Origin of the sequence: Rhodanobacter sp. 7MK24 (assembly GCF_014842995.1) — a bacterium.
Lineage (GTDB): Bacteria > Pseudomonadota > Gammaproteobacteria > Xanthomonadales > Rhodanobacteraceae > Rhodanobacter_A.
Genome location: NZ_JACYXL010000001.1, coordinates 1007908 through 1030471 on the forward strand (window position 1 = coordinate 1007908; position 22564 = coordinate 1030471).

General features: G+C 65.4%; 20 protein-coding genes and 1 tRNA gene. 10 read left to right on the forward strand and 11 right to left on the reverse strand.

Annotated features, from left to right (window positions below):
• Positions 1-94 precede the first annotated feature (94 nt).
• A tRNA-Ser gene (locus tag IHE49_RS04640) sits at positions 95-184 on the forward strand.
• 294 nt (positions 185-478) lie between these two features.
• On the opposite strand, the gene IHE49_RS04645 is transcribed toward IHE49_RS04640, so the two are convergent.
• Entirely contained in the window at positions 479-1036 is a 558-nt protein-coding gene (locus tag IHE49_RS04645; RefSeq protein WP_192155284.1) for a DUF1579 family protein, read from the reverse strand.
• Positions 1037-1181: 145 nt separating this feature from the next.
• Between IHE49_RS04645 and IHE49_RS04650 the strand changes: the two genes are divergently transcribed.
• Complete coding sequence (locus tag IHE49_RS04650) at positions 1182-2171, forward strand: DJ-1/PfpI family protein (RefSeq protein ID WP_192155286.1); 990 nt, start codon at positions 1182-1184, stop codon at positions 2169-2171.
• A gap of 143 nt (positions 2172-2314) precedes the next feature.
• Here IHE49_RS04650 and IHE49_RS04655 read toward each other — a convergent pair whose 3' ends face one another.
• The 6 genes from IHE49_RS04655 to IHE49_RS04680 form a co-directional block, all read right to left on the reverse strand.
• Complete coding sequence (locus tag IHE49_RS04655) at positions 2315-3718, reverse strand: FAD/NAD(P)-binding protein (RefSeq protein ID WP_192155288.1); 1404 nt, start codon at positions 3716-3718, stop codon at positions 2315-2317.
• A gap of 36 nt (positions 3719-3754) precedes the next feature.
• Positions 3755-4249 carry a cysteine dioxygenase family protein gene (locus IHE49_RS04660; protein WP_192155290.1) on the reverse strand — a complete coding sequence of 165 codons (495 nt, stop codon included), beginning with the start codon at positions 4247-4249 and terminating at the stop codon, positions 3755-3757.
• A gap of 413 nt (positions 4250-4662) precedes the next feature.
• Positions 4663-5124, reverse strand: coding sequence for a glycine zipper 2TM domain-containing protein (locus IHE49_RS04665; protein WP_192155292.1), 462 nt, complete (start codon positions 5122-5124; stop codon positions 4663-4665).
• 119 nt (positions 5125-5243) lie between these two features.
• On the reverse strand, positions 5244-6452 hold the full coding sequence (locus IHE49_RS04670; RefSeq protein ID WP_192155294.1) for a cation:proton antiporter: 1209 nt from the start codon (positions 6450-6452) through the stop codon (positions 5244-5246).
• 60 nt (positions 6453-6512) lie between these two features.
• Positions 6513-7991, reverse strand: a complete 1479-nt coding sequence (locus IHE49_RS04675) for an MFS transporter (protein ID WP_225578132.1) — start codon at positions 7989-7991, stop codon at positions 6513-6515.
• Positions 7992-8120: 129 nt separating this feature from the next.
• The gene (locus tag IHE49_RS04680; protein ID WP_192155296.1) at positions 8121-8753 is read right to left on the reverse strand and encodes a phosphatase PAP2 family protein; all 633 of its coding nucleotides are present in this window, start codon (positions 8751-8753) and stop codon (positions 8121-8123) included.
• Between the two features lie 118 nt (positions 8754-8871).
• On the opposite strand from IHE49_RS04680, the gene ligA reads away from it, so the two are divergent.
• The 3 genes from ligA to IHE49_RS04695 are packed head-to-tail and all read left to right on the forward strand — an operon-like array spanning position 8872 to position 12613.
• The gene (ligA, locus tag IHE49_RS04685) at positions 8872-11259 is read left to right on the forward strand and encodes an NAD-dependent DNA ligase LigA (protein ID WP_192155298.1); all 2388 of its coding nucleotides are present in this window, start codon (positions 8872-8874) and stop codon (positions 11257-11259) included.
• Positions 11256-12221, forward strand: a complete 966-nt coding sequence (gene epmA / locus IHE49_RS04690; RefSeq protein ID WP_192155300.1) for an EF-P lysine aminoacylase EpmA — start codon at positions 11256-11258, stop codon at positions 12219-12221. The genes ligA and epmA overlap by 4 nt, the downstream gene beginning before the upstream one ends.
• A 2-nt stretch (positions 12222-12223) precedes the next feature.
• The gene (locus IHE49_RS04695) at positions 12224-12613 is read left to right on the forward strand and encodes a VOC family protein (RefSeq protein ID WP_192155302.1); all 390 of its coding nucleotides are present in this window, start codon (positions 12224-12226) and stop codon (positions 12611-12613) included.
• A gap of 48 nt (positions 12614-12661) precedes the next feature.
• On the opposite strand, the gene IHE49_RS04700 is transcribed toward IHE49_RS04695, so the two are convergent.
• Both IHE49_RS04700 and aqpZ read right to left on the reverse strand, forming a co-directional pair.
• Positions 12662-13480 carry a hypothetical protein gene (locus tag IHE49_RS04700; RefSeq protein WP_192155304.1) on the reverse strand — a complete coding sequence of 273 codons (819 nt, stop codon included), beginning with the start codon at positions 13478-13480 and terminating at the stop codon, positions 12662-12664.
• Positions 13440-14141, reverse strand: coding sequence for an aquaporin Z (gene aqpZ, locus IHE49_RS04705; RefSeq protein ID WP_192155306.1), 702 nt, complete (start codon positions 14139-14141; stop codon positions 13440-13442). The genes IHE49_RS04700 and aqpZ overlap by 41 nt, the downstream gene beginning before the upstream one ends.
• Before the next feature lie 211 nt (positions 14142-14352).
• Here aqpZ and IHE49_RS04710 point away from each other — a divergent pair, with 211 nt between their 5' ends.
• Complete coding sequence (locus tag IHE49_RS04710; RefSeq protein WP_192155308.1) at positions 14353-15660, forward strand: MFS transporter; 1308 nt, start codon at positions 14353-14355, stop codon at positions 15658-15660.
• 406 nt (positions 15661-16066) lie between these two features.
• Here the strand turns inward: IHE49_RS04710 and IHE49_RS04715 are convergent, their stop codons facing one another.
• A complete protein-coding gene (locus IHE49_RS04715) occupies positions 16067-16753 on the reverse strand; it encodes a DUF2461 domain-containing protein (protein WP_192155310.1) in 687 nt (228 codons plus the stop codon).
• Between the two features lie 186 nt (positions 16754-16939).
• Positions 16940-18376: an exodeoxyribonuclease I gene (sbcB, locus tag IHE49_RS04720; protein ID WP_192155312.1), complete on the reverse strand. Its 1437-nt coding sequence runs from the start codon at positions 18374-18376 to the stop codon at positions 16940-16942.
• 217 nt (positions 18377-18593) lie between these two features.
• On the opposite strand from sbcB, the gene orn reads away from it, so the two are divergent.
• From orn to IHE49_RS04740, 4 genes are all read left to right on the forward strand, one after another.
• The gene (orn, locus tag IHE49_RS04725) at positions 18594-19163 is read left to right on the forward strand and encodes an oligoribonuclease (protein ID WP_192155314.1); all 570 of its coding nucleotides are present in this window, start codon (positions 18594-18596) and stop codon (positions 19161-19163) included.
• Positions 19156-20073, forward strand: coding sequence for a dihydropteroate synthase (folP, locus tag IHE49_RS04730; RefSeq protein ID WP_225578133.1), 918 nt, complete (start codon positions 19156-19158; stop codon positions 20071-20073). The genes orn and folP overlap by 8 nt, the downstream gene beginning before the upstream one ends.
• Before the next feature lie 72 nt (positions 20074-20145).
• Positions 20146-21492, forward strand: a complete 1347-nt coding sequence (gene glmM / locus IHE49_RS04735) for a phosphoglucosamine mutase (RefSeq protein WP_192155316.1) — start codon at positions 20146-20148, stop codon at positions 21490-21492.
• Between the two features lie 117 nt (positions 21493-21609).
• Entirely contained in the window at positions 21610-22545 is a 936-nt protein-coding gene (locus tag IHE49_RS04740) for an isopenicillin N synthase family oxygenase (RefSeq protein ID WP_192155318.1), read from the forward strand.
• Positions 22546-22564: the final 19 nt, after the last annotated feature.

Sequence of the window (22564 nt, forward strand, 5' to 3'; positions counted from 1 at the left end):
CGGCGAAGCCGCTGGCCCGAAGGGCGAGGGACGGGAAGTCCCGAGTAAAACTGGCGTAGAGCCATGCGCAGCATGGCTAGCGGCACGACAATCCGGAGAGATGGCCGAGTGGTTTAAGGCAGCAGTCTTGAAAACTGCCGTAGGTGTAAGCCTACCGTGGGTTCGAATCCCACTCTCTCCGCCAAAACTGCAAACCCCCTGTTTTTACAGGGGGTTTTGCTTTTCTGAGGATGGGATTGTCGCTACACATATCGCTCCACAGCGAACCGATATGCGCGTCCCAAACTACCTGCGCCTTGCACCCTCAGGCATCCGGCATTTTCGCCAGAGGCCGTCCTCGCACCAGGCATGCAGGACGGGCAAGGTCGAAATCACCCTTAGTCTTTACACACGAGACCTGCTGACAGCTCAGATCGGTCGACAAGGCGGAAGAACACGTAACTGCAGGCGCCAGCACGTTGACCAATCGTTGCCGAACTCAACGATTTGAATTGCGCATGGTTGCTCTGACGTCCTTGACGCCCTCGCCCTGAGCCAGCGTCGCCCAGTGAACATTGTCGCTGGACAATTCGATACGCACGGTTACTTGAGTCGGTGATACGTAGTGGTAAATAACACGATAGGTCTTTTTGTCGGCGTTACCGTAATGTGTCCACGTGTTACCGGCGATGGTCATGCGCGCGATGAAAGGGTCGGCACCGCCGTTATCAGAGTCGAACATTTCGTAGTGCCAATAACTCTTGTCGCTGTAGTTGTAGGTACTTACAGCCTGCGACTTTACGACCTTGTCGGGCCAGTTCATGGTGAAACTGCATGACATGAAGGCATGGTTTGCAGACCATTCACACTCTTCCAGCCACGTCCATTTGCCGGCTTTTTGATCAGCCGTCGCCAAGTTCTCTCCATGGTATTGCCAGGTACCGGAGGCGATGTCCAAAGGCTGAAGCTCGGGGGTGAGAGTCGGAGCGTCGGCAGCATATGCGTGCGCCGTTACGGCCAGTGCGGCGAGGGTCGCGAAAATCGATAAGCGATTCATAACTCATCCTTCAAGGTTAGGCTCACACTCATCATCGATGAGCAGCTATCCGACGCATCATGCGACAACGTCTGATTGGAATGAGACCTTGACGACTCCGCTTCCGTAGCGCAACGCTAATCAACCCTCCTTTTCTGCCACGCCGATGCCTTCCGCGAAAATCGTTGCATTCGTACTGTTCGAGGACGCACTGGCTCTCAATATCGCCGGACCCGCCGAAGTATTCGGCAGCGCCAATCGGTTATCGGGTGAAAGTTCGCCGCTTTACGAGTTGATCTACCTGTCTACAGCAGGCAATTTGGTACGCACGTCGTCCGGCGTCGCAATCCAGACGCAATCGCTTGCATCGGTCAATGTGCACGAGTTGGACACTGTGATCGTAGTCGGCGGCGTTACGGTTGCCGAGGCGATGCGCGACACGGTGCTCGTCGAATGGATAGCGCACGCATCTACCATCGTGCGGCGCACCTGTAGTGTTTGCACTGGCGCTTTTCTATTGGCTTCGGCACGTCTGCTTGATGGGCGCCGTGCCGTGACGCACTGGGCATCGGTCGATGAATTGCTCGCACAATTTCCGGCTGTACAAGTGCAGCTCGATCCCATCTATGTCAACGACGGAAACATCTGGACGTCCGCTGGCATCTCGGCGGGCATCGATCTGGCGTTAACCCTGGTAGAAGTCGATCACGATCGCCGGCTGAGTCTTGCTGTTGCCAAAGACCTCGTCGTTTTCCTGCATCGACCCGGCGGGCAGGCACAATTCAGCCGTACCTTGGCCACTCAGGCTGGTGCAGGTACGCGCAAACTCAAGTCGCAGCTCGAAACCCTGCATGTCTGGATCGTCGAGCATCTCGACGAAGAGCTCAGCATCGAACGTCTGGCCGCTCGCATGAAAATGACGCCACGTACCTTCGCGCGCAAATTTGTCGACCAGTACGGCCGCACACCCGCCAAGCTGATCGAAGACCTTCGCCTGGAGACAGCCTGCCGCCATCTCGAGGAGAACCACATTGCAATCAAGCAGATTGCCTTCCTTTGCGGGTTCGGGGACGAGGAACGCATGCGGAGAGCCTTCATGCGGCGCTTGCGTGTGCCACCTGCGAGCTATCGGGAGCAGTTCGCTGCCGCTATATAGCATCCGTAGCGTCCCCGTTGATTCGAGCCGGCCAGAAATAGAGTTTTCGCGCCGAGACATCGTTTGCGCCGCCTTGTCTTCAGGGCCGCCGAAAATCCTTTTGCCACTCCTCTTCGTGAAAACAATCGATCTGATATCTCCAGTCAGCCCACGACAAGCAACTCGGGCAATTCGTCGCAATCCGCTCGCGACGTGTTCAATCGAGTCGCCAATGCATCGGCAGCGACGCGGATTTCCGGCATCGCCGTACATTCCCAGAGATTGCCCCTAAGCAGCGATCCGATGGCATGAAGTCCTGGCTGTATCTCGCCAGCCGCATTGATCAGTCGCCCGTCCGGTTCGGCCAGTACGCCGAGCTGCAATGGATCGGCCGACGCGAGCCCGTCACGCAGCAGACCCGACACCAGGGAGTGTTCGGCGAAGGCAGCTGCGGTGTCCAGGCCTGTGGCCTGCACCACGACATCCGACTGCAGGGTGGTCACGAGCTGGTTGTCGCGGGATCGAACCGTCACATCGAGCGGGCCTTCGCCATCCACGTCGAGCACGCGGGCGGCATGGATCTGCAATCGCCCTTCGTCGCGTAGTTGCTGGATGATCTCGGCCGATTGCGGCGGCACACGATGGCGCGCCGATTCCCACAACCAGCGCGCGTGCCGCAGGAACTGTTTGCGCTGGCGCGGCGTGAAGGCCTGCCAGAGTTTCGCGTTGATCGGGCGCATGCCGTCGATCACGCTGCGCCAGTCGACGTGCGGGTGCTCGTGGAAGCTGCGCCGGATCTCGGCGAGTACGGGCGCCGGCCCGTCGCATGCCAGCAGCATGGCGTTGAGTTCGGCCTGTTGCGGGAACGGATCGATGGGAAGCGCCGGATGCACGAACGGCGGCAAGCCGTGGCGCGAGACGGCGACCAGTTCCACGTCTGGCCAGCGGATGGAGGCCGAGATCACGGTATCGATGGCGGTCAGCCCGGTGCCGATCACGATGAGCCGGCGCGGACGGTTCGGACGCGCGGTGAGGCTCCACGGATCCAACACGTAGGCACCGCTGCCGAGCGCGCGCTTCGAAACCGTCCGCAGCGGACGCGGGGGAAGCGCGCCCAAGGCCAGGACCACCCGCCCGGCGGTCAAGGTGCCGCCATTGTCGAGGACGATCTCGTAGCCGTTGGCGGAGGGCTGGATGCCCGAGGCGGTGGCGGGAACGATGGCGAAGCGCCGGCCGTGCTGTTCCGCGTTGCGTATGCGCCTGTCCAGTTGCGATTCGATGTACTCGCCAAACAGCTGGCGCGGCAGGAAGTCGGTGGGCCTGGAGCCGGCGTGGCTCCTTGCGCTGTATTCGACGAAGCTCTCGTCCGCGTCCCGGTACAGGCCCATGCCGGCCGCCCGCACGTTCAGCAGGTGATGATCGTGCGACGTGCCATAGGCGACGCCGCGTCCGATGCGGGGCGTGCTTCCGGTCACCCAGTGCACAGCGTCCGATGTGTCGCGTGAAAGGAGGGCGCCGAACAGCGCCGCTCCGGCCGCGCCGCCGCCGATGATTGCGATATCCGGCATGGTCAAGATCTCTGGTAGGGAAAGGGAGGGGGACGCCTACGCGAGCGTCGTACTTTCGCGCACGGCCTGATGCAGCTCGCTGGACCATTGCCCATGGTCGTGGATGAAGCTGTGATAGCGGTTCAGTTCGCCGCCGTATACGTGCAGGGAAAGCGCCTGGCGGTTCCTGGAGAGGTTGCGGCATCGATGCGCATAGTCGGCCTGGGAAAACGCGACGTGGTCGCCGACACCCACGATCCGGCTGTGATCGCGCTCCAGGTGGATGGTGGGTTGCGGGAGGAGCTGGAAGGATTCCACTTCCAGCACGCCGTCGAGCACGAATTCCATGCCCCACAAGCCGTCGTGGTCGTGGATCGGCGTCGCATGGCCCGGCGGCCACAGGATCAACAGCGCTTCATAGCCGTGCGCCTCGTCCGCGCCGAGCGGCAGCCGTCGATAGGACGGTGTCTCTGATGCGGGAGAAAGTCCGGCGGCCTGCGGACAACCGGGCCATGCCGCAACCTGCGAAAGCTCGGCGGCAAGATGGTTCACGTCGATTTGCCCCTGCCTGACCACGCATCTTTCAATGGTTGCGAGAACCCGCTCGTTCCACGCGTGGATGGATGGTGTGAGTGCGTCGTACATCGGTGCCTCCGGTGCTGGCGTGCTCGGATTCCAGAAAACCACGGGAGGCGTTAAGCATCCGCTAGAGCGGAATGGCCAAATCGCAGATCGTTATGCACTCGGAGACATAGGCGGCATGCTTGTGCAGCCACGGAGAAGATGGTCGGCAGCATCTGCTCGAAGGGCGACGGGCAAATTGCGATACAAGGTGCCGTCTGGCTGGCCTCACCGGGTTCATCTGTCACTGGCCACAGAAGGCTGCCTGAGCAACCACGCACGAGGTCCCGCTCAAACAGAACGCCCCGGTCGGGGCGTTCCGTTTCGATGCGGTTTGGCAACGCTTACTGGATTCGCGTGATGTTCCCTTTCTGGTCCACCTGCACCAGGTCGCCCTGGCGGATCGCGCTGGCGTCCCTTACCTGGACGTTCTGGTAGCTGCCGTTGCCCATCCTGATGCGCACGACCCAGCTGGTGCTGCTGCCGGTGTTGTTGCCGATCGCGTTGCCGGCGAAACCGCCGCCCACGGCGCCGCCCACGGTGGCGAGCTTCTTGCCGTTGCCCTTGCCGACCTGGTTGCCGAGCACGCCGCCGGCGATGGCGCCGATGATCGCGCCGGCGGTGCCGTGACCGCCGCCCTGGGTGATGTTCTGTTCCACGCTCTGCACGGTGCCGCACTGGTCGCAACGCAGATAGATGCCGTCGTTGCGCACGAGCACGCCGTTGCTTTGCGCGGCGGCGGTGCCGCTGGCGGCGACGCCGAGCACGGCGGTGAAAGCGAGAGCGAGCAGGGATTTGATGCTCATGGGAGAACCTCCTTGGGTGAGTGGCGAATCGATGCTGGCGGTCGCAAGTTTATGCCGTTGCCGCCCTCCTGTGGCGTGAACGAGATTGCATGCCGCGATGGACAGCAAGCATTCCAGCGTCATCGTGGAGGCGTGTCCGTGCTGTCCGTGCCGGCGTCTGCCGGCGTGTGACGCAACAGCCACGCGAGCACCGGCGGCGTCACCATCGCGGTGAGCAGGGACATCGCCACGATGATCGCGTAGACGCGGTTGTTGAACACGCCGGCAGCGAGGCCGAGACTGGCGATCACCACGCCTACTTCGCCACGCGGCACCATGCCGAAGCCCACGATGGCGGCGGCGCGCCGGCCCAGCGGCAGCGCGCCCAGTCCACCGCCGATCAGCTTGGAGGCGACGGCGATCGCAGTGACGACCAGCAGCATCCACAACGCGTCGGCGCTGGCCAGTTCGTGCAGATCGATCTTGCTGCCGGTGACGACGAAAAAGAACGGTGTGAGCAAGGCCAGCAGCGGCTGGGTCTGCTTTTCCAGCATGTGCCGCTGGCGGGTTTCGGAGGCGATCATGCCGGCGAGGAAAGCGCCGATGATGGCGGCGAGACCGAACAGGGTGGAGACGTAGGCCAGCCCGAGGCACAGCGCCAACGCGATCAGCAACGGCGATTGCGCGTGGCGCGGCTTGTCCAGCCAGTGGGATTTGCGGCGCATCACCTGCGAGCCGCCCCAGCCGATCACCGCAATGAAGCCCACAGCTTCGAGCAGCACCAGCAGCAGGCGGCCGGTGTCGAAGCCTTCGCCGCCTTGCAGGGACACCACCACGCCGAGCAGCAGCATGGCGAGGATGTCGTCGATCACGGCGGCGCCGAGGATCACTTTGCTCTCCATGCGCTGCAGCGCGCCCAGTTCCTGCAGCACGCGCGCGGTGATGCCGGCCGAAGTGGCGACGAAGGCGGCGGCCACGAACATGGCCTTGTCCCAGCCGAAGCCGCTGCCGTGCGCCCACAGCGCACCCATGCCGAACGGCACCAGCACGCCGATCACGCCGACCAGCAAGGCGGTCTTGCCGACCTTCTTCAGGTCGTCCAGCCGCGTTTCCAGGCCCACCGAGAACAGCAGCAAGACCACACCGATCTCGGCCAGCACGTCCAGCGGCGTGCCGGTGGCGACCTGTTCCGGCGCGATCCAGCCGAGCAGGGAAGGGCCGACCACGCAGCCCGCGGCGATTTCTCCCACCACGCCGGGCAGTTTCAGCCGTTGCGCGATTTCACCGCCGACCTGCGCGGCGACGAACACGATGAACAGGGTGAGCAGGATGTCGCTGGCGTGGTGCATGCGGCGCGTCCGGGCGAGGGCATTGCCGCATGCTATCGCGTTGCCGTGCGGTGGCGATGCTCAGGGCGTGGCGGCAAGTGCCTCGGGCTGCCGGTTGTCGCGCAACTGGCCGAACACGCGGCTGGCGGCGGCGGTGACCACGGCCAGCAACACCACCGTCCAGCGGAACGCGACCACGAAATCGTGCGGCTCATGCCCGCGCAGCAGCGCCTGCATCAGCAGGGTGGAAAGCGCGATGCCGAAGCTCATCGCGAGGTACTGCACGGTGGACGCCATCGACGAGGCCATCGATGCGTGCTTGATGTCCAGGTCGTTGTAGATCAGCGTGTTCATCACCGTGTACTGCAGGCCGGCGAAGGCGCCGTAGGCAAAGGTGAACACGGCGATCAGCCAGCCCGGCGTGCCCTGTCCGAACAGCGCGAACGCGGCCAGCAGCAAGGCCACCATCAGGGTGTTGCCCAGCAGCAGGCGGCGATAGCCGAAATGCACCAGCGCGCGGTTGACCGCCCACTTCGCGGCGATCGAGCCCAGCGCCTGCGGCACCATCATCAGGCCCGCCGCCAAGGGCGACCAGCCGCAACCCACCTGCAGGAACAGCACCAGCAGCAGGAACATGCCGGAGATGCCCAGGCGGGTGAACAGGCCGCCGGCCAGCGCCACCCATACGCTGCGGACCCGCAGCAGGGAAAGATCGGCCACCGGGTACGCGGTACGCCGGCTGTGCCACACATAGACCACGCCGAGCAGCAGGGCGATGCCGCTGCAGGCGGCCATCTCGGACCACGGCACCGGATCGGCGCCGGCCAGTTCCGACGCGGCGAGCAGCAGCGCGGAGGCGATTGCAAACAGCAGGAAACCCAGGAGGTCGAAGCGGTTGGCCCGTTCGAGCCGGTATTCGGGCATGTCGCGCCGGTTCATCCACATGCCGGCGATCGCTACCGGCACGTTGACCAGGAAGATCAGTCGCCAGGTGGTGTATTCCACCAGCGCGCCGCCCAGCAACGGACCCAGCACCGAACCGAGCAGGCCGAAGGTGGCCACCGTGCTCATCGCGCCCACGAATTCGCGCTTGTCGATGCTGCGCACCAGCACGTAGCGTCCCACCGGCATCAGCGCCGCACCGCCCACGCCCTGCAGCACGCGCGCCGCCACCAGCTGGGGCAGCGTCTGCGATACGCCGCACAACAGCGAGCCCACGCCGAACAGCACGATGGCACCGCCGAACACCCGGCGCGTGCCGAAGCGGTCGCACAGCCACGGACTGGTCGGAATCAGGATCGCCAGCGTCAGCACGTAGCTGGTCAGCGCGCTGCGCATGCCCAGCGGCGTTTCCTTCAGCGCCTCGGCCATCGCCGGCACCGCGGTGTTGACCACGGTGGAATCGAGCGACTGCATGAAGAAGGCCGCCGCCACCAGCCACAGCAGTCCGCGGTAGCGCTCGCGCGAAGAGATTGCGGGTGCCGCCTCGACCGCGGTTGCTGTGGCGACAGCATCGGCTTGGTCGGAGGGCTCGGCGTCGTGCAGGGACATTGCGCGCATGATAGCTGCTGCGACAGGTTGCCTGCGGTCATGCCTCTGCGCGGAGTCAGCGGAGTTTCATCGTCCACGGTCGCGGGGGCGGCATGTCCGTGGCTGTGCCGCGTGTTTCTGCACGGTGCGTGGCAGCCATCACGGGCCGGGTTTGAAGTGGTGCACGAAGCCGACCTGGAAGCCGCCCGGCAACCAGCCGATGAGCAGCGACGATTTCCGGTGCGCGGTCCAGATGCCCACGCCCGCGCCCAGCGCGGCGCCGGCCAGCACGTCGGTCTGCCAGTGGCCGCGCGTCTTCATGCGCGCCACCGCGTCGTAGGCAGGCAACAGCGCCAGCGCATAGACCGCAGGATGATCGGGGCCGTAGTTCACCATGAACGGCGTCACCGCGGCGGTGATCGCGGTGACCTCGCCGCTGGGGAAGCTCTGTGCGTGGGTGCCTTCGAAGAAGCGGTTCGGATCGGACGTCTGCGAAGGGCGCTCGCGCTGAAACGTGTATTTCAGCGCCTGCGCACCCAGGCCGGAAATCACCATCGCGTCCACCGAGCGCCAGAACGTGTCGCCCAGCTTGTCCTGGTCGCCGAAGGCCAGCGCGCCACCGGCTACCGTCACGATGGAGCCGTACATGAGAATGTTCTGGTTGCTGCGCTTCCAGATGCCGCTGTTGTCGTAATGCAGGCGGTGGTCGATGCCGAGCGGGCCGCCGCTGGCGAAAGCCGGAGCAGGCAGGGTGAAGGCGAGCAGCAACAGTGCGAGACGTGTCGTGCGCATGGGATGCCTCCCTGGCGGCCGGGGGACGTGGCCGCCGGAGGTTCAGGCTACGCTCCAAGGCTTTTGATTCGCTTATGCCGACCGTCCGCCACGGCGTGCGGATCGCTAAACTGCGTCCATGAGCGCATCTCCCGTCCCCGCCGACAGCAAGACCCGTGCCGCCGACCTGCGCGAGCGCATCGAACAGGCCAACCATCGCTACCACGTGCTCGACGACCCGGCGATCACCGATGCCGAATACGATCGCCTGATGCGCGAGCTGGAAGCGCTGGAGGCGGCACATCCCGAACTGGCCACGCCGGATTCGCCCACCCGGAAAGTGGGCGCGCGCGCCAGCGGAGGTTTCGCCGAAGTGCGGCACGCGATGCCGATGCTGTCGTTGTCGAATGCCTTCGAGCAACCCGGCGAGGACGAGCGGACCCGCTTCCACGAGGTGGCCGAGTTCGAACGGCGCATCGAACAGACCCTGGATCGCAGCGAACCGCTGTTCTCGGTGGAGCCCAAGCTGGACGGCCTGGCGATCAGCCTGCGCTACGAGCGCGGCACGTTCGCGCAGGGTGCCACCCGTGGCGACGGCGAGACCGGCGAGGACGTCACCGCCAACCTGCGCACCGTGCGCGCGATTCCGCTGAAGCTGCGCGGCGCGGGCTGGCCCGAGGTATTGGAGGTGCGCGGCGAAGTGATCATGCTGCGCAAGGATTTCGAAGCGTTCAACGAGCGCGCCCGCACGCAGGGCGAGAAGACCCTGGCCAATCCGCGCAACGGCGCGGCCGGCTCGCTGCGCCAGCTCGATCCGGCGATCACCGCGAAGCGCAAGCTGAGCTTCTTCGCCTATGCGGTGGGCGTGGTGGAAGGCGGCGAACTGCCGCCCACGCATTCGGCCACGCTGCAGCAACTGCGCGAATGGGGTCTCCCGGTGTCGCCCGAGGTGGGTACGGCGCGCGGCTTCGCGGGCCTGGTCGCCTACTTCAGGCGCATCGGCGCGAAGCGCGACAGCCTCCCTTACGACATCGACGGCGTGGTCTACAAACTGGACGACTATGCGGGGCAACGCGAGATGGGCTTCGTGGCGCGCGCGCCGCGCTGGGCGATTGCGCACAAGTTTCCCGCACAGGAACAGAGCACCACGGTCGAAGCCATCGAAATCCAGATCGGCCGCACCGGGGCCGCCACGCCGGTGGCCCGGCTGGCGCCGGTGCAGGTGGCCGGCGTCACCGTCACCAATGCCACCCTGCACAACGCCGACCAGGTGGCGCGGCTGGACGTGCGCGTGGGCGATACGGTGATCGTGCGCCGCGCGGGCGACGTGATTCCCGAAGTCGTGCGTGTGATACCCGAACAGCGTCCGCCGCACACGCGGCCGTGGACGATGCCGGCGCATTGCCCGGTGTGCGGCTCGGCGCTGCTGCGCGAGGAAGGCGAAGCGGCCTACCGCTGCTCCGGCGGCCTGATCTGCGCGGCGCAGCGCAAGGAGGCACTGATCCACTTCGCCTCGCGCCGTGCGATGGACATCGACGGCCTGGGCGAGCGCTATGTCGATGCGCTGGTGGATTTCGGCTACGTGCACACACCGGCCGATCTCTACCGGCTCACGCTGGACGATTTCCTGGAGATGAAGCGCCGCGCCGACGAGCGCGACGGCACCACGCCCGAGACGGTGAAGGCAGGCAAGATCGCCACCAAGTGGGCGGATAACCTGCTCGACGGCATCGCTGCCAGCAAGAGCACCACGCTGGCGCGCTTCCTGTTCGCGCTGGGCATCATGCACATCGGCGAGAGCACGGCGAAGACCCTGGCCGCGTGGCTGGGCCGCCTGGAGTTCGTGCGCAGCATGCCGGCGCCGGTGTTGCGCGTGTTGCCGGACATCGGCGGCGAGGTGGCCGCATCCATCGCCGGCTTCTTCGCGCAGCCGGGCAACCAGCAGGTGGTCGATGCGTTGCTTGCCGCCGGCATCCGTTTCGGCGACGAGGGCGAGCCTTCGCCCAAGCTGCGCGAAGGCCTGGACCTCGCCGTGCTGCTGGACATGGCGCGCGTCAACAAACTCGGCCCGAAGGGCACGGCGCTGCTGGCCGCGCAATATGCGACCTTGCAGCGCCTGCTCGACGCGGGGCAGCCGCAGTGGATCACCGCGGGATTGCCGCAGGCGGCCGCAATCAATCTCGAAGCGTACCTGGCGGACGCGTCGCAACTGATGGCCCTGCGCGAGGCGGAAGCGGCGATGCAACGCCTGCTCGATGCGATTCCGCGCTCGGCGCGTTCCGCCGCCCTTCCGCTGGAAGGCCAGACCGTGGTGCTTACCGGCACCTTGCCCACGATGAGCCGCGACCTGGCGAAGGAAAAGCTCGAGGCGCTGGGCGCGAAAGTCGCAGGCAGCGTCTCGAAGAAAACCGGCTTCGTGGTGGCCGGCGCCGAAGCCGGCTCCAAGCTGGACAAGGCCAACGAGCTGGGCGTGCCGGTGTGGGACGAGGCGCGGTTGCTGGCATTGCTGGCGGAGCACGGGGCATGACGGTCGAGACCTTTCCCCGCATGCCGGCCTTGCAGTTGCGCGCACGCGTCTACGCCCTGATCCGCAGCTTCTTCGCCGAGCGCAAGGTGCTGGAAGTGGAGACGCCGATCCTTTCCGCCGCCGGCAATACCGAGCCCAACATCGAGAGCTTCAGCACGCAGTTCAGCGGTCACGTCGATGCCGGTGCACGCGAGCGCTGGCTGCGCACCTCGCCGGAGTTTCCGCTGAAGCGCCTGCTCGCCACGGGCGTGGGCGACTGCTACGAGCTGGGCCGCGTGTTCCGCAACGGCGAGGCAGGCGGACGGCACAATCCCGAGTTCAGCATGCTGGAGTGGTATCGCGTCGGCTGGGACCACCGCCGCCTGATGCATGAAACCATTGAGCTGGTCGAAGCAGCGCTGGCCTTTCAGGGGCGTCGCGCCGAGGTGCTGATCGTCGGCTATCGCCAGTTGTTCATCGAGGAACTGGGGCTGGACCCCGCGCATGCGCCGCTCGACGACCTGCGTGCGCCGCTGGCCGGGCAGGGCATCGACCCCGCAGGGCTCACCCGCGACGACTGGCTGGACCTGCTGCTCACCCACAGGCTGCAGCCGGCGTTCCCGCGCAACCGCATCACGGTGATCCACGACTACCCGGCCAGCCAGTGCGCGCTGGCGAAGCTGCGCGCGGGCGATCCGCCGCTGGCCGAGCGCTTCGAGCTGTACCTCGGCCGCTACGAACTGGCCAACGGCTACCACGAGTTGAACGACGCAGCCGAGCAGCGCGCACGCTTCGGACGGGACAACGCGCGGCGCCGCGACCGCGGCCAGCGCGAGCTGCCCGTGGACGAACAACTGCTCGCCGTGCTCGATGCGATGCCCGACTGCGCCGGCGTGGCGCTGGGCGTGGAGCGCCTGCTGATGTGCCTTGCAGGTACCGATGCCATTGCCGAGGTGCTGGCGTTCCCGTTCTCGGAGGCCTGAGCATGGCGTTGTTGCAAGCCATCCACCACGTCGCCCTGATCTGCTCGGATTACCCGCGCTCGAAGGCTTTCTACAGCGAGGTGCTGGGGCTGCGCATCGTGCGCGAGGTCTACCGCGAGGCGCGCGATTCCTGGAAGTGCGACCTGGAAGTCAGCCCCGGCGTGCAACTGGAACTGTTCTCCTTCCCGGGCGCGCCGCCGCGGCCCTCGTGGCCGGAGGCGCAGGGTCTGCGCCACCTCGCCTTCGTGGTGCACGACGTGGATGTCGTGGTGGCGGAGTTGACGGCCTGCGGGGTGGCCTGCGAAGCGGTGCGCGTGGACGAATACACCGGCAAGCGCTTCGTTTTCTTCGCCGATCCAGACGGTTTGCCGATCGAGCTTTACGAGGCTTGAAACAAGCCCATCAAGTGCACATTGGGTCGTGTTTTCCACAGCGCTCTATCATTCGTTGGGATGATTCTTGGTTTGTTTTCCTCTCAGTCCAGCAAGCCAAGTGATGAATGCAACAGCGAAGACAAGAAACACGCAGTATATGGTTGCTTCGAGCAAGGGTGTTATGAATGCGGAGACAGCTAAGCCAAAACGGCCAGCAAATGGCAAGGTAAAAAACCACGTTGAGTCTGGACTGAATGGTGTTCCACGAAGTACGCTCAAGGGGCCATTCGTGAAATCTCCATAGATGTAGGCGCCGAAGATTATGAAGAGGAATATCGAGGCGATGCGTGCTTTGATTCGGATTGCTTTCGATATGCCTTCTTTCCAATGCAAGGCTCCCCAATGTTGCTGAGTGACAATCATGCATGTCAGATAGATGGGGAAGAATAGCCATTGGCTTGCTATGGTGAGTCTTGCAATGCTTGGGTATGTAGTCTGGATTGCGACGGCATTGGCCGCTGGAACGAATGATCCGATCGTTCTTGCGAAGTGATCGATTGCTTGGGTGGAAGCGATTTTATCCCCGAGGTGGCCTGTGGTGAGTAAGGACATCAGAAAGGCGGTAATCATTGCACCGTATGCAATCACTTTCCACTTTTCTTTCGTTGTGGTGCTTACTATGTCCACCATTTCCCCCTTTGTTCGACTCAAAAACACGATCCAGAGTGCACTTAATTCAACATCAGTCGTGTAGCGGTGGTTGCAGGTAATTCGTGCTTTACGAGACTTGAAACAAACGCGCGGCCAAAAGCCGCGTGTTTGTTTCGCTGCGAAGTAGCGCCGCTTATTCGTTGTCGCTACGCAGATAGCGATAGGCCAAGCCACCAATCACGCCGCCGACAATCGGCATCACCCAGAAGAACCACAACTGCTGCACCGCCCAGGTGCCCTGGAAGAAGGCCACCGCGGTCGAGCGCGCCGGGTTCACCGAGGTGTTGGTGACCGGGATGCTGATGAGGTGGATCAGGGTCAGCGCGAGGCCGATCGGGATGCCTGCGAAGCCGGCCGCCGCCTGCTTGTGGGTGGTGCCCATGATGATGAACAGGAAGAAGGCGGTCATCACGATCTCGCACACCGCCGCGGCGCCCATCGAGTATCCGCCGGGGGAGTGCTCGCCATAGCCGTTCGCGGCGAAGCCGCTGGCAGTGGCGTCGAAGCCGGCCTTGCCCGAGGCGATCAGGTACAGCACACCGCCGGCCACGAGTCCGCCGATCACCTGCGCCACGATGTAGGGGACCACTTCCTTCATCGGGAACCGGCCGCCGACGGAGAGGCCGCAGGTCACCGCAGGATTGAAGTGGCCGCCGGAGATATGGCCCACGGCATAAGCCATGGTCAACACGGTTAGGCCGAAGGCCAGCGCCACGCCGGCGAAGCCGATGCCCAGTTGCGGAAAGCCGGCGGCCAGCACCGCGCTGCCGCAGCCACCCAGTACCAGCCAGAACGTGCCGAAGAACTCGGCGGCCATGCGTTTGCCCAGATTCATCGAAAGCCCCTCCCGATTGCGTGGATGGACGTCGGCGTCGCGGTGGCGCGATGCCTGCCGGTCGGCTGGGCCGATGGCCGGGGGCGAACATCGTTTGCCCTTCCCCAGCAAGCGATTCCAGTCCGCGCGAGCATAGAGGAAAACGGTTGCGCGAAACGCCGCGTGGTGCGCTATGTTGCGGGCTCATTTACTGCAGGTCCCGGTTCCTCCAATGAGCGAAACCATCCCCTTGCCGGCGGCGCGCCCGCTGGATCGCCGCGACGCACGCACCTTGCTGCTTTCCGCCCTTGGCGGCGCGCTGGAGTTCTACGATTTCGTGGTGTTCGTGTTTCTCACGCAGCAACTGGGCGTACTGTTCTTTCCGCAGGGCACGGCGTCTTGGCTGGCGCAGATCAAGGTCTACGGCATCTTCGCGGCAGGCTACCTGGCGCGGCCGCTGGGCGGCATCGTGATGGCGCACTTCGGCGACCGCTCGGGACGCAAGCGTATGTTCACGCTCAGCGTGTTCCTGATGGCATTGCCGACGCTGGCGATCGGCCTGCTGCCCACCTATGCGCAGGTCGGCATGCTGGCGCCGTTGCTGCTGCTGCTCTTGCGCATCGTGCAGGGCATTGCGGTAGGCGGCGAGGTGCCTGGCGCCTGGGTATTCGTGGCCGAGCACGTGCCGGCCGAGCGTGTGGGCTTCGCCTGCGGCAGCCTCACCGCGGGGCTGACTGCGGGCATCCTGATCGGCTCCTTGCTGGCGGCGTGGCTCAACGCGCGGCTGGCCCCCGCGCAACTGCTGGACTGGGGTTGGCGGGTGCCGTTCCTGCTCGGCGGCGTATTCGGCTTCGCCGCGGTGTGGCTGCGCCGCTGGCTCAGCGAGACACCGGTGTTCGCGGAGATGCGCGAGCGCCAGCAACTGAGCCGCGAACTGCCATTGCGCGTGGTGCTGGCCGGGCACCGGCGCGGCGTCGTGGTGTCGATGCTGGTGACGTGGATGCTGACCGCTGCCATTGTGGTGTTGATCCTGATGCTGCCCACGCTGGCGCCGAAGGGCTTTGGCATTCCGCCGAAGCTGGCTTTCCTCGGCAATGCGCTGGCGGCTTGCGCGCTCACCGCAGGCTGCATGGTCTATGGCTGGCTGGCCGACCGATGCGGTGCCTTGTGGACCTTGCTGGCCGGCTCGCTGCTCTTGATCGCAGGCACCTGGGCATTGTTCGCCGACCTTGCCTCGGGCGGTGCGCATTTCCTGCCGCTGTACGCACTGGCCGGCCTGCTGGTGGGCGTGACCGGCGTGGTGCCGGTGGTGATGGTGCAGGTGTTCCCGCCGCCGGTGCGCTTCTCCGGCCTATCGTTCTCGTACAACGTGGCCTATGCCGTGTTCGGCGCGGGCACTGCCGCGATGATCGGCTGGCTCGCCGTGCATGCCGGCCGCATGGCGCCGGCGTACTACGTAGTCATCACCGCGCTGGTAAGCGTGGCCGTCAGCTTGTGGATGATGCGTTACCAGAAGCGAGAACCGGGTGCCCACGGCTGAATCGCGCGGTCGGTGGTGCTGAGCGCCCGTTCCTCTTTCTCGAAGCCACCGCCAAGTCGAAGCATGGAACCCGTCCGGCTCTGATCATGCCCATGCTCGCCGGGGCAGGTGAACCTGCGGGCGTGCCGATGAAAGCCAGCATGAGTCCTCCGGGTCCGCTTACCGCATCCGCCGCGCGGTTCCTCGCTGTCGGAATGCATCAGGAGGCTGGACGCTGAGAACTCCTGAGTGACCTGCCCGAGCAATTGGGCTTTCGCCCCGTCATCCCGGCGCAGGCCGGGATCCAGTGGCGATCATGCTTGTGCAGGCCTTACGGCTGCCGGATGACCAGCTTCGCTGTTGTGAAGCTCCTACGGCCTGCGCCGGAATGACCGGAAAATCAGGGCTAGCCTGGAGGCGCGCAGCGTCAGAACTCCAGCTCCTGCGTGGCGCAGAGGTAATCCACCATCGGCGCCACGCGCTTGAAGCAGTCCACCGTCCACGGCAGCAGTTCGGTGGAGCAGGCCATGGCTTCGTCGAGGCCTTCGCCGGCGGCGAAATCCTTGCGCTTCAGGTCTTCGATCAACTCGTGGCCGGGGTCGAAGCCGTGCGGCGGGCGCTTCAGTGATTCGCCCCAGAATTGCAGGTGGTCACGGAAGGTTTTGCTCTGCGTGGCTTTCTTCCACGCGGAGGGATTGTCGGCGAGGAAGGCGCGGATCTTCTTCAACGCGTCGGATTCCGGATGCCACATGCCGCCGCCGGCGAAGCAGTCGCCAGGCTGGATGTGCAGGTAGAACGAAGGCGCGGGGATTTCGTGGCGGCGCTCGTGGAAGAAGCGCGAGCCTTGCCAGGGCTTGTACGGCAGCTTGTCGTTGGAGAAGCGCGTGTCGCGGAAGATGCGGAACAGCGAGCCGCCGTTCTTGCGTGGATCGGCGCGGTAGTGCGGGCTGATCTTCGCCAGCGGCGCCTGCATGTCGGTGATGAGCTGCAGGAAGGGCTCGCGCACGTGGCGCTCGTAGTCGTCCTTGTGCGCGTGGAACCACTCGCGGCTGTTGTTGCGGTCGAGTGCGCGCAGGAACTTGAACGTCGCGGGCGTGAAGTAGGCGTGTGGCATGGGCAGCGGGATCCGGTCGGTTGGCTTTTGATCGTCATTCCTGCGGAAGCAGGAATCCAGTGTCTTTGTGCCCGGTGTATAGGCGTGGGCGCTGGATGACTCGCTGCGCTCACCCCATCGGGGGCGCCCTGCGGGCGTTCTGCGCGCTTCGCGCTTGTCCGGCCTGCGCTGGGATGACGAGTAAAATCAGGTCAGTTCGGTTGCGAGCTGTTCGCCCCAGATCTGCAACTGGTCCAGCAGCGGCAGCTTGTCTTGCCGTGCCGGATCGGTACGCAGGGCGGCGAGGGTGGCGAAATATTCGTCAAGTGTGAGCGTGGTCAGCGGCGTCGGGCGCGTGAGGCGCTGGCGACGGAAGTTCTCCCAGCGTTCGCGTTCGCCGGCATCCAGCGTTTCCGGCCAGTTGCGCGCACGGTAGCGGAACAGCAGTTCCGCATAGCGCGGGTCGCGGAACGCGAATGCACGCGTGGCCAGTTGTTCCGGCGGCGTGGCGCGCACCTCGCGCAGCAGGCGCTTGTCCGCGTCGGGGAGGAAGCCGGCGTACAGGGCGAGTTCGGGATCCTCCGGCGGCGGCAGTTCGGCGGCGCGCGCGAACACGCGGCAGACTTTGGCGGCGAGGCCATCGGCGGCGGCCAGGGCGTCGCGACGCGCGAGGCAAAGCGCGGGATCGAGCTGCAAGCGCTGCAGGTCGACGCCTTTCAACGCGGAGAGCGGCGCCAGCGCGGGCGCGCGATTCGCGCGCACGGTGCGCAGCGGGATGCGCGCGACATCCTCGGGCAGGTCGGCGCGCGCAGTGAACACGCGGTCGGCGATCTCGTCCTCGTCCAGCGCCAGCAGTTCGGCGGGATCGGTGGCGAGGTCGTAGACGATGATTTCGCCGGGGCGCGAAGGGTGCATCGCCAGCGGTGCGATCAGGCTGAGGCAGTGCCGGCTGGACGGGTAGCGTGAGGAGACATGCACCAGGGGTGTCATGCCTGTCACGTCCAGCAGCTCGAACACGCGCTGCTTGCGACGCAGCGCGTAGAACCAGTCCCACAGCCTGGGTTGGCGCACGCGGATCAGCCGGGCGAGCTCGATCAGCGCGTGCACGTCAGAGAGCGCGTCGTGCGCGCGCTCCTGCTGCAGATGATTCGCGGCGGCGAGGTGCTCCAGCTTGAAGCTCGGCGTGCCGTCCTCGCGCGTCGGCCATGCCATGCCTTCGGGACGCAGGGCTTCGCACATGCGCGCAAGGTCGATCAGGTCCCAGCGCGAATTGCCGTTCTCCCACTCGCGGCCATACGGTTCAAAGAAATTGCGGTAGAGCAGTTGCCGCGTCACCTCGTCGTCGAAGCGCAGCGAGTTGTAGCCGACGCCGCAGGTACCCGGCACGGCGAACTGTTCGTGCACGCGTGCGGCGAAGTCGGCCTCGTTCACGCCTTCGCGCCCGGCCTGCTGCGGGGTGATGCCGGTGATCAGGCAGGCCTCGGGCTGGGGCAGGCTGTCGCGTGGCGGCTGGCAGAAGAACATCACCGGCTCGCCGACGATCTCCAGCTCCATGTTCGTGCGGATGCCGGCGAACTGCACCGGACGGTCGCGCCGGGTGTCGGCGCCGAAGGTCTCGTAGTCGTGCCAGAAGAAAGTCTGCATGCAGGAGCCTGTGGGACTTGAACGGTCGAGGCGAAATTCAACCAGGCGCGGACGGGTTTTCGACGCTTCGCCGGCCCCGGTCGTTCCATGGGCCAGGAAGCAGCCGTGATGGTGTATCGCGTGGATGGATTTGCAGCCCGACCGGCCCGAGTCCGGCAGGCTCCTCGAATCATCGCATGGCGTGCCGGCTGATAGACTGCGCGGCGAAGGAGAACCCATGAGCCAAGCCAACGACGACAACCTGATCTGGATCGATCTGGAGATGACCGGCCTCGACACCGATGCCGATTCGATCCTGGAAATCGCCACCATCGTCACCGACAAAGAGTTGAACGTACTGGCCGAAGGCCCGGTGTTCGCCATCCGCCATGAGCTGGATCGGCTGGAAGCGATGGATACCTGGAACCGCAACCAGCATGGCCGTTCGGGGCTGTGGCAGCAGGCGCTGGACTCCACTGCGGACCACGCCGCGGCCGAACTGGCCACGCTGGACTTCCTGCGCGACTGGGTGCCGGCGGGCAAGTCGCCGATGTGCGGCAACTCGATCTGCCAGGACCGCCGTTTCCTGCATCGACAGATGCCGCGGCTGGAGCGCTTCTTCCATTACCGCAACCTCGACGTCTCCACCCTGAAGGAACTGGCGCGCCGCTGGGCGCCCGCCATCGGCAAGGGCTTCAGCAAGGAATCCGCGCATACCGCGTTGTCGGATATCCGGGACTCCATCGAGGAGCTGCGCTACTACCGCCGCCACATGGGGGCGTTGGGCGGGCAGGGCGACGATGAATAGCCTCCTGGATGCCATGTTCGCGCCCGTGCTCGACTGCGCGGGCCGCAAGCTGGTGCTGGATCGCCCGCGCGTGGCCGGCATCGTCAATGTCACGCCCGATTCGTTTTCCGACGGCGGCCGCTTCGCCGATGTGGAATCGGCGGTGGCGCATGGGTTGCTGCTGGCGGAGCAGGGCGCCGACATGCTCGACGTGGGCGGCGAGTCCACCCGCCCCGGCGCGGAGGACGTATCCGTCGAGGAAGAACTGCGCCGCGTGATCCCGGTGATCGAACAGCTGGCCGCGCGCACCTCCGTGCCCATCGCCGTCGACACCTCCAAGCCCGAGGTGATGCGGGCTGCGGTGGCCGCTGGCGCAGGCATGGTCAACGACGTCTACGCCCTGCGCCGCGAAGGCGCGCTGGACGCGGTGGCCGCACTCGGCGTGCCGGTGTGCCTGATGCACATGCAGGGCGAACCGCGCCGCATGCAGGAGGCGCCGCATTACGACGACGTGGTGGGCGAAGTGCACCGCTTCCTCGCCGACCGCCTGTTCGCCTGCGAGTTGGCCGGCATCGACAAGCGCAAGGTGCTGGTCGATCCCGGTTTCGGTTTCGGCAAGGATCTCGAGCACAACCTGGCCTTGCTGCGTGCGCTGGAACGTTTCGCGGACCTGGGCAGCGGCGTCTACGCGGGTTTGTCGCGCAAGTCGATGATCGGGGCGCTGACCGGCCGCGAGGCACCGGCCGAACGCGCCGTCGGCTCCGCCGCCGCCGCGTTGATCGCAGTTCAGCGTGGCGCGTGCATGGTGCGCGTGCATGACGTGGCAGCGACCATGGATGCGCTGGCGGTCTGGCGGGGCGTGCATGCGGGTGACGAGGCGCCACGCCGCGATCCGAAGCCGACGACTCCGCGCTGGCCGGACGAAGACTAGAAAAAGAATCGCCTGGGCGTCGGCGCACGAAGCGCCGACGCAGGGACAGGGAACCTGCTCGGGAAACCCCTTATGAGTGAACGCAAATACTTCGGCACCGACGGCATCCGCGGCAGGGTGGGCGAGTGGCCGATCAACGCCGAATTCATGCTGCGCCTCGGCCGCGCCCTGGGTGCCGTGCTCAGCCGGAAAGGCGGCGCCAGGCGCACCGTGCTGATCGGCAAGGACACCCGCGTTTCCGGCTACATGTTCGAGGCCGCGCTGGAGGCGGGTCTGGTTTCCGCGGGCGTGGACGTGCGCATGCTGGGGCCGATGCCGACGCCTGCCGTGGCTTATCTCACCCATTCGCTGCGCGCCGAGGCCGGCATCGTCATCAGTGCCTCGCACAACCCGCACTACGACAACGGCATCAAGTTCTTTTCCGCGCGCGGTGAAAAGCTCAGCGATGCGATGGAAGCCGCCATCGAGGCGGAGATCGACGCCCCCTTCGTCACCGTGCCTTCCGAGCAATTGGGCAAGGTGCGCCGCATCGACGATGCGGTGACCCGCTACGCCGAGTTCTGCAAAAGCACGGTGGCCGAGGACTTCAACCTCAATGGCCTCAAGATCGTGCTGGATTGCGCCAACGGCGCCACGTACCAGGTTGCGCCCAAGGTGTTTGCCGAGCTGGGCGCCGAAGTGGTCGCCTTCGGCGACAAGCCGGACGGCTTCAACATCAATCGCGACGTGGGCTCCACCCATCCGCAGGCCTTGCAGCGCGCAGTGCAGGAACTGGGCGCGGACGTCGGCATCGCCTTCGACGGCGACGGCGACCGCGTGCAGATGGTGGACCGCCACGGTGGGCTCGCCGACGGTGACGACCTGCTCTACGTGATCGCGCGCGCCTGGCAGGCGCGTGGCCAGCTGCAAGGCCCGGTGGTCGGCACGCTGATGAGCAACTACGGCCTGCAACTCGCGCTCGACAAGCTCGGCGTGCCGCTGGTGCGCGCGCAGGTGGGCGACCGCTACGTGCTGCAGCAGCTCAAGGAACACGGCGGCGTGCTGGGCGGCGAAACCTCCGGCCACGTGTTGTGCCTGGATCGCGTCACCACCGGTGACGGCATCGTGTCCGCACTGGCCGTGTTCGAAGCGCTGGCCGGCGAGGATTTCGCCGAGGCGCGCCGGAACCTGCAGAAAATGCCGCAGGTGATGATCAACGTGCGCGCCGAGGGCGCGCGCGAAGCCTTGGCAGGCGACGAAGTGCTGCAGGCGCTGGCCGATACGGAACGCACCCTGCACGGCCGTGGCCGCGTGGTGCTGCGCGCCTCCGGCACCGAACCGCTGGTGCGCGTCACCGTGGAAGGCGCCGACGCAGCCGAAGTGCAGCGATTGGCGCAAAGTCTGGCCGACGTCGTAAAATCGGCCGCAGAACGCTCGTGAACCAGTCGGCTCGTGCCGGCCACAGGTGAGAGGAACCGGTCGCCAAGGATTGGCCCGACGTGAACGTCCCTGCGGTGACGTATCACAAATCGACCGCAGCCCTGACTGGACACGACCATGAAAAACGTTCCCACCCTCGACATCCGTCGTTACGACAGCGATCGCGAAGCCTTCGTGGCCGAGCTCGGCGCGGCCTACCGCGAATTCGGTTTCTGCTGCATCAGCGGCCACGGCATTCCGCGCGAACTGGTCGACGGCGCCTACGATGCGTTCCAGCGTTTCTTCGCGTTGCCTGACGAGACCAAGATGAAGTACCACGTGCCGGGCAGCGGCGGCGCGCGCGGCTATACGCCGTTCAAGGTGGAAACCGCCAAGGACAGCAAGCATGCCGACCTCAAGGAGTTCTGGCACGTCGGCCGCGAGATCCCGCGCGACTCGAAGTTCGCCGACGTGATGGCACCCAACCTGTGGCCGAACGAAGTGCCGGAGTTCCACCGGTACGGCTATGGCCTGTTCGAAGCTTTGGACCAGTTGGGCACCCGCGTGCTGCGCGCGCTGGCCTTGCACATCGGGTTGCCCGAAAACTATTTCGAGGACAAGACCGAGCAGGGCAACTCCATCCTGCGGCCGATCCACTACCCGCCGATCACCGACGACAACGTGCCCAACGTGCGCGCCGGCGCGCACGAGGACATCAACTTCATCACCCTGCTGGTCGGTGCCAGCGCGGAAGGCCTGGAAGTGCTCACCCGCGAAGGCGAGTGGCTGCCGATCACCACCGAGGGCGACGCCATCGTGGTGAACATCGGCGACATGCTGCAGCGCCTGACCAACCACGTGTACCCGTCCACCACCCACCGCGTGGTGAACCCGCAGAATGCCAATGCGCGCAAGCCGCGCTATTCGGTCCCGTATTTCCTGCACCCCAACCCCGACGTGGTGCTCGATCCGCTGCCGCAGTGCGTGACGCCGGACAATCCGAAGCGTTACGAGGCGCCCATCACTTCGCACGAATACCTGCAACAGCGTCTGCGCGAGATCAAGTTGATATGACCGGAAACGCTGGCGAGCG

Excerpts from the sequence above, each read along its gene's own strand:
- IHE49_RS04645 (WP_192155284.1), bottom strand. The coding sequence starts at position 1,036 with ATGAATCGCTTATCGATTTTCGCGACCCTCGCCGCACTGGCCGTAACG.
- IHE49_RS04650 (WP_192155286.1), top strand. The coding sequence starts at position 1,182 with ATGCCTTCCGCGAAAATCGTTGCATTCGTACTGTTCGAGGACGCACTG.
- IHE49_RS04655 (WP_192155288.1), bottom strand. The coding sequence starts at position 3,718 with ATGCCGGATATCGCAATCATCGGCGGCGGCGCGGCCGGAGCGGCGCTG.
- IHE49_RS04665 (WP_192155292.1), bottom strand. The coding sequence starts at position 5,124 with ATGAGCATCAAATCCCTGCTCGCTCTCGCTTTCACCGCCGTGCTCGGC.
- IHE49_RS04670 (WP_192155294.1), bottom strand. The coding sequence starts at position 6,452 with ATGCACCACGCCAGCGACATCCTGCTCACCCTGTTCATCGTGTTCGTC.
- IHE49_RS04675 (WP_225578132.1), bottom strand. The coding sequence starts at position 7,991 with ATGCGCGCAATGTCCCTGCACGACGCCGAGCCCTCCGACCAAGCCGAT.
- IHE49_RS04680 (WP_192155296.1), bottom strand. The coding sequence starts at position 8,753 with ATGCGCACGACACGTCTCGCACTGTTGCTGCTCGCCTTCACCCTGCCT.
- ligA (WP_192155298.1), top strand. The coding sequence starts at position 8,872 with ATGAGCGCATCTCCCGTCCCCGCCGACAGCAAGACCCGTGCCGCCGAC.
- epmA (WP_192155300.1), top strand. The coding sequence starts at position 11,256 with ATGACGGTCGAGACCTTTCCCCGCATGCCGGCCTTGCAGTTGCGCGCA.
- IHE49_RS04695 (WP_192155302.1), top strand. The coding sequence starts at position 12,224 with ATGGCGTTGTTGCAAGCCATCCACCACGTCGCCCTGATCTGCTCGGAT.
- aqpZ (WP_192155306.1), bottom strand. The coding sequence starts at position 14,141 with ATGAATCTGGGCAAACGCATGGCCGCCGAGTTCTTCGGCACGTTCTGG.
- IHE49_RS04710 (WP_192155308.1), top strand. The coding sequence starts at position 14,353 with ATGAGCGAAACCATCCCCTTGCCGGCGGCGCGCCCGCTGGATCGCCGC.
- IHE49_RS04715 (WP_192155310.1), bottom strand. The coding sequence starts at position 16,753 with ATGCCACACGCCTACTTCACGCCCGCGACGTTCAAGTTCCTGCGCGCA.
- sbcB (WP_192155312.1), bottom strand. The coding sequence starts at position 18,376 with ATGCAGACTTTCTTCTGGCACGACTACGAGACCTTCGGCGCCGACACC.
- orn (WP_192155314.1), top strand. The coding sequence starts at position 18,594 with ATGAGCCAAGCCAACGACGACAACCTGATCTGGATCGATCTGGAGATG.
- folP (WP_225578133.1), top strand. The coding sequence starts at position 19,156 with ATGAATAGCCTCCTGGATGCCATGTTCGCGCCCGTGCTCGACTGCGCG.
- glmM (WP_192155316.1), top strand. The coding sequence starts at position 20,146 with ATGAGTGAACGCAAATACTTCGGCACCGACGGCATCCGCGGCAGGGTG.
- IHE49_RS04740 (WP_192155318.1), top strand. The coding sequence starts at position 21,610 with ATGAAAAACGTTCCCACCCTCGACATCCGTCGTTACGACAGCGATCGC.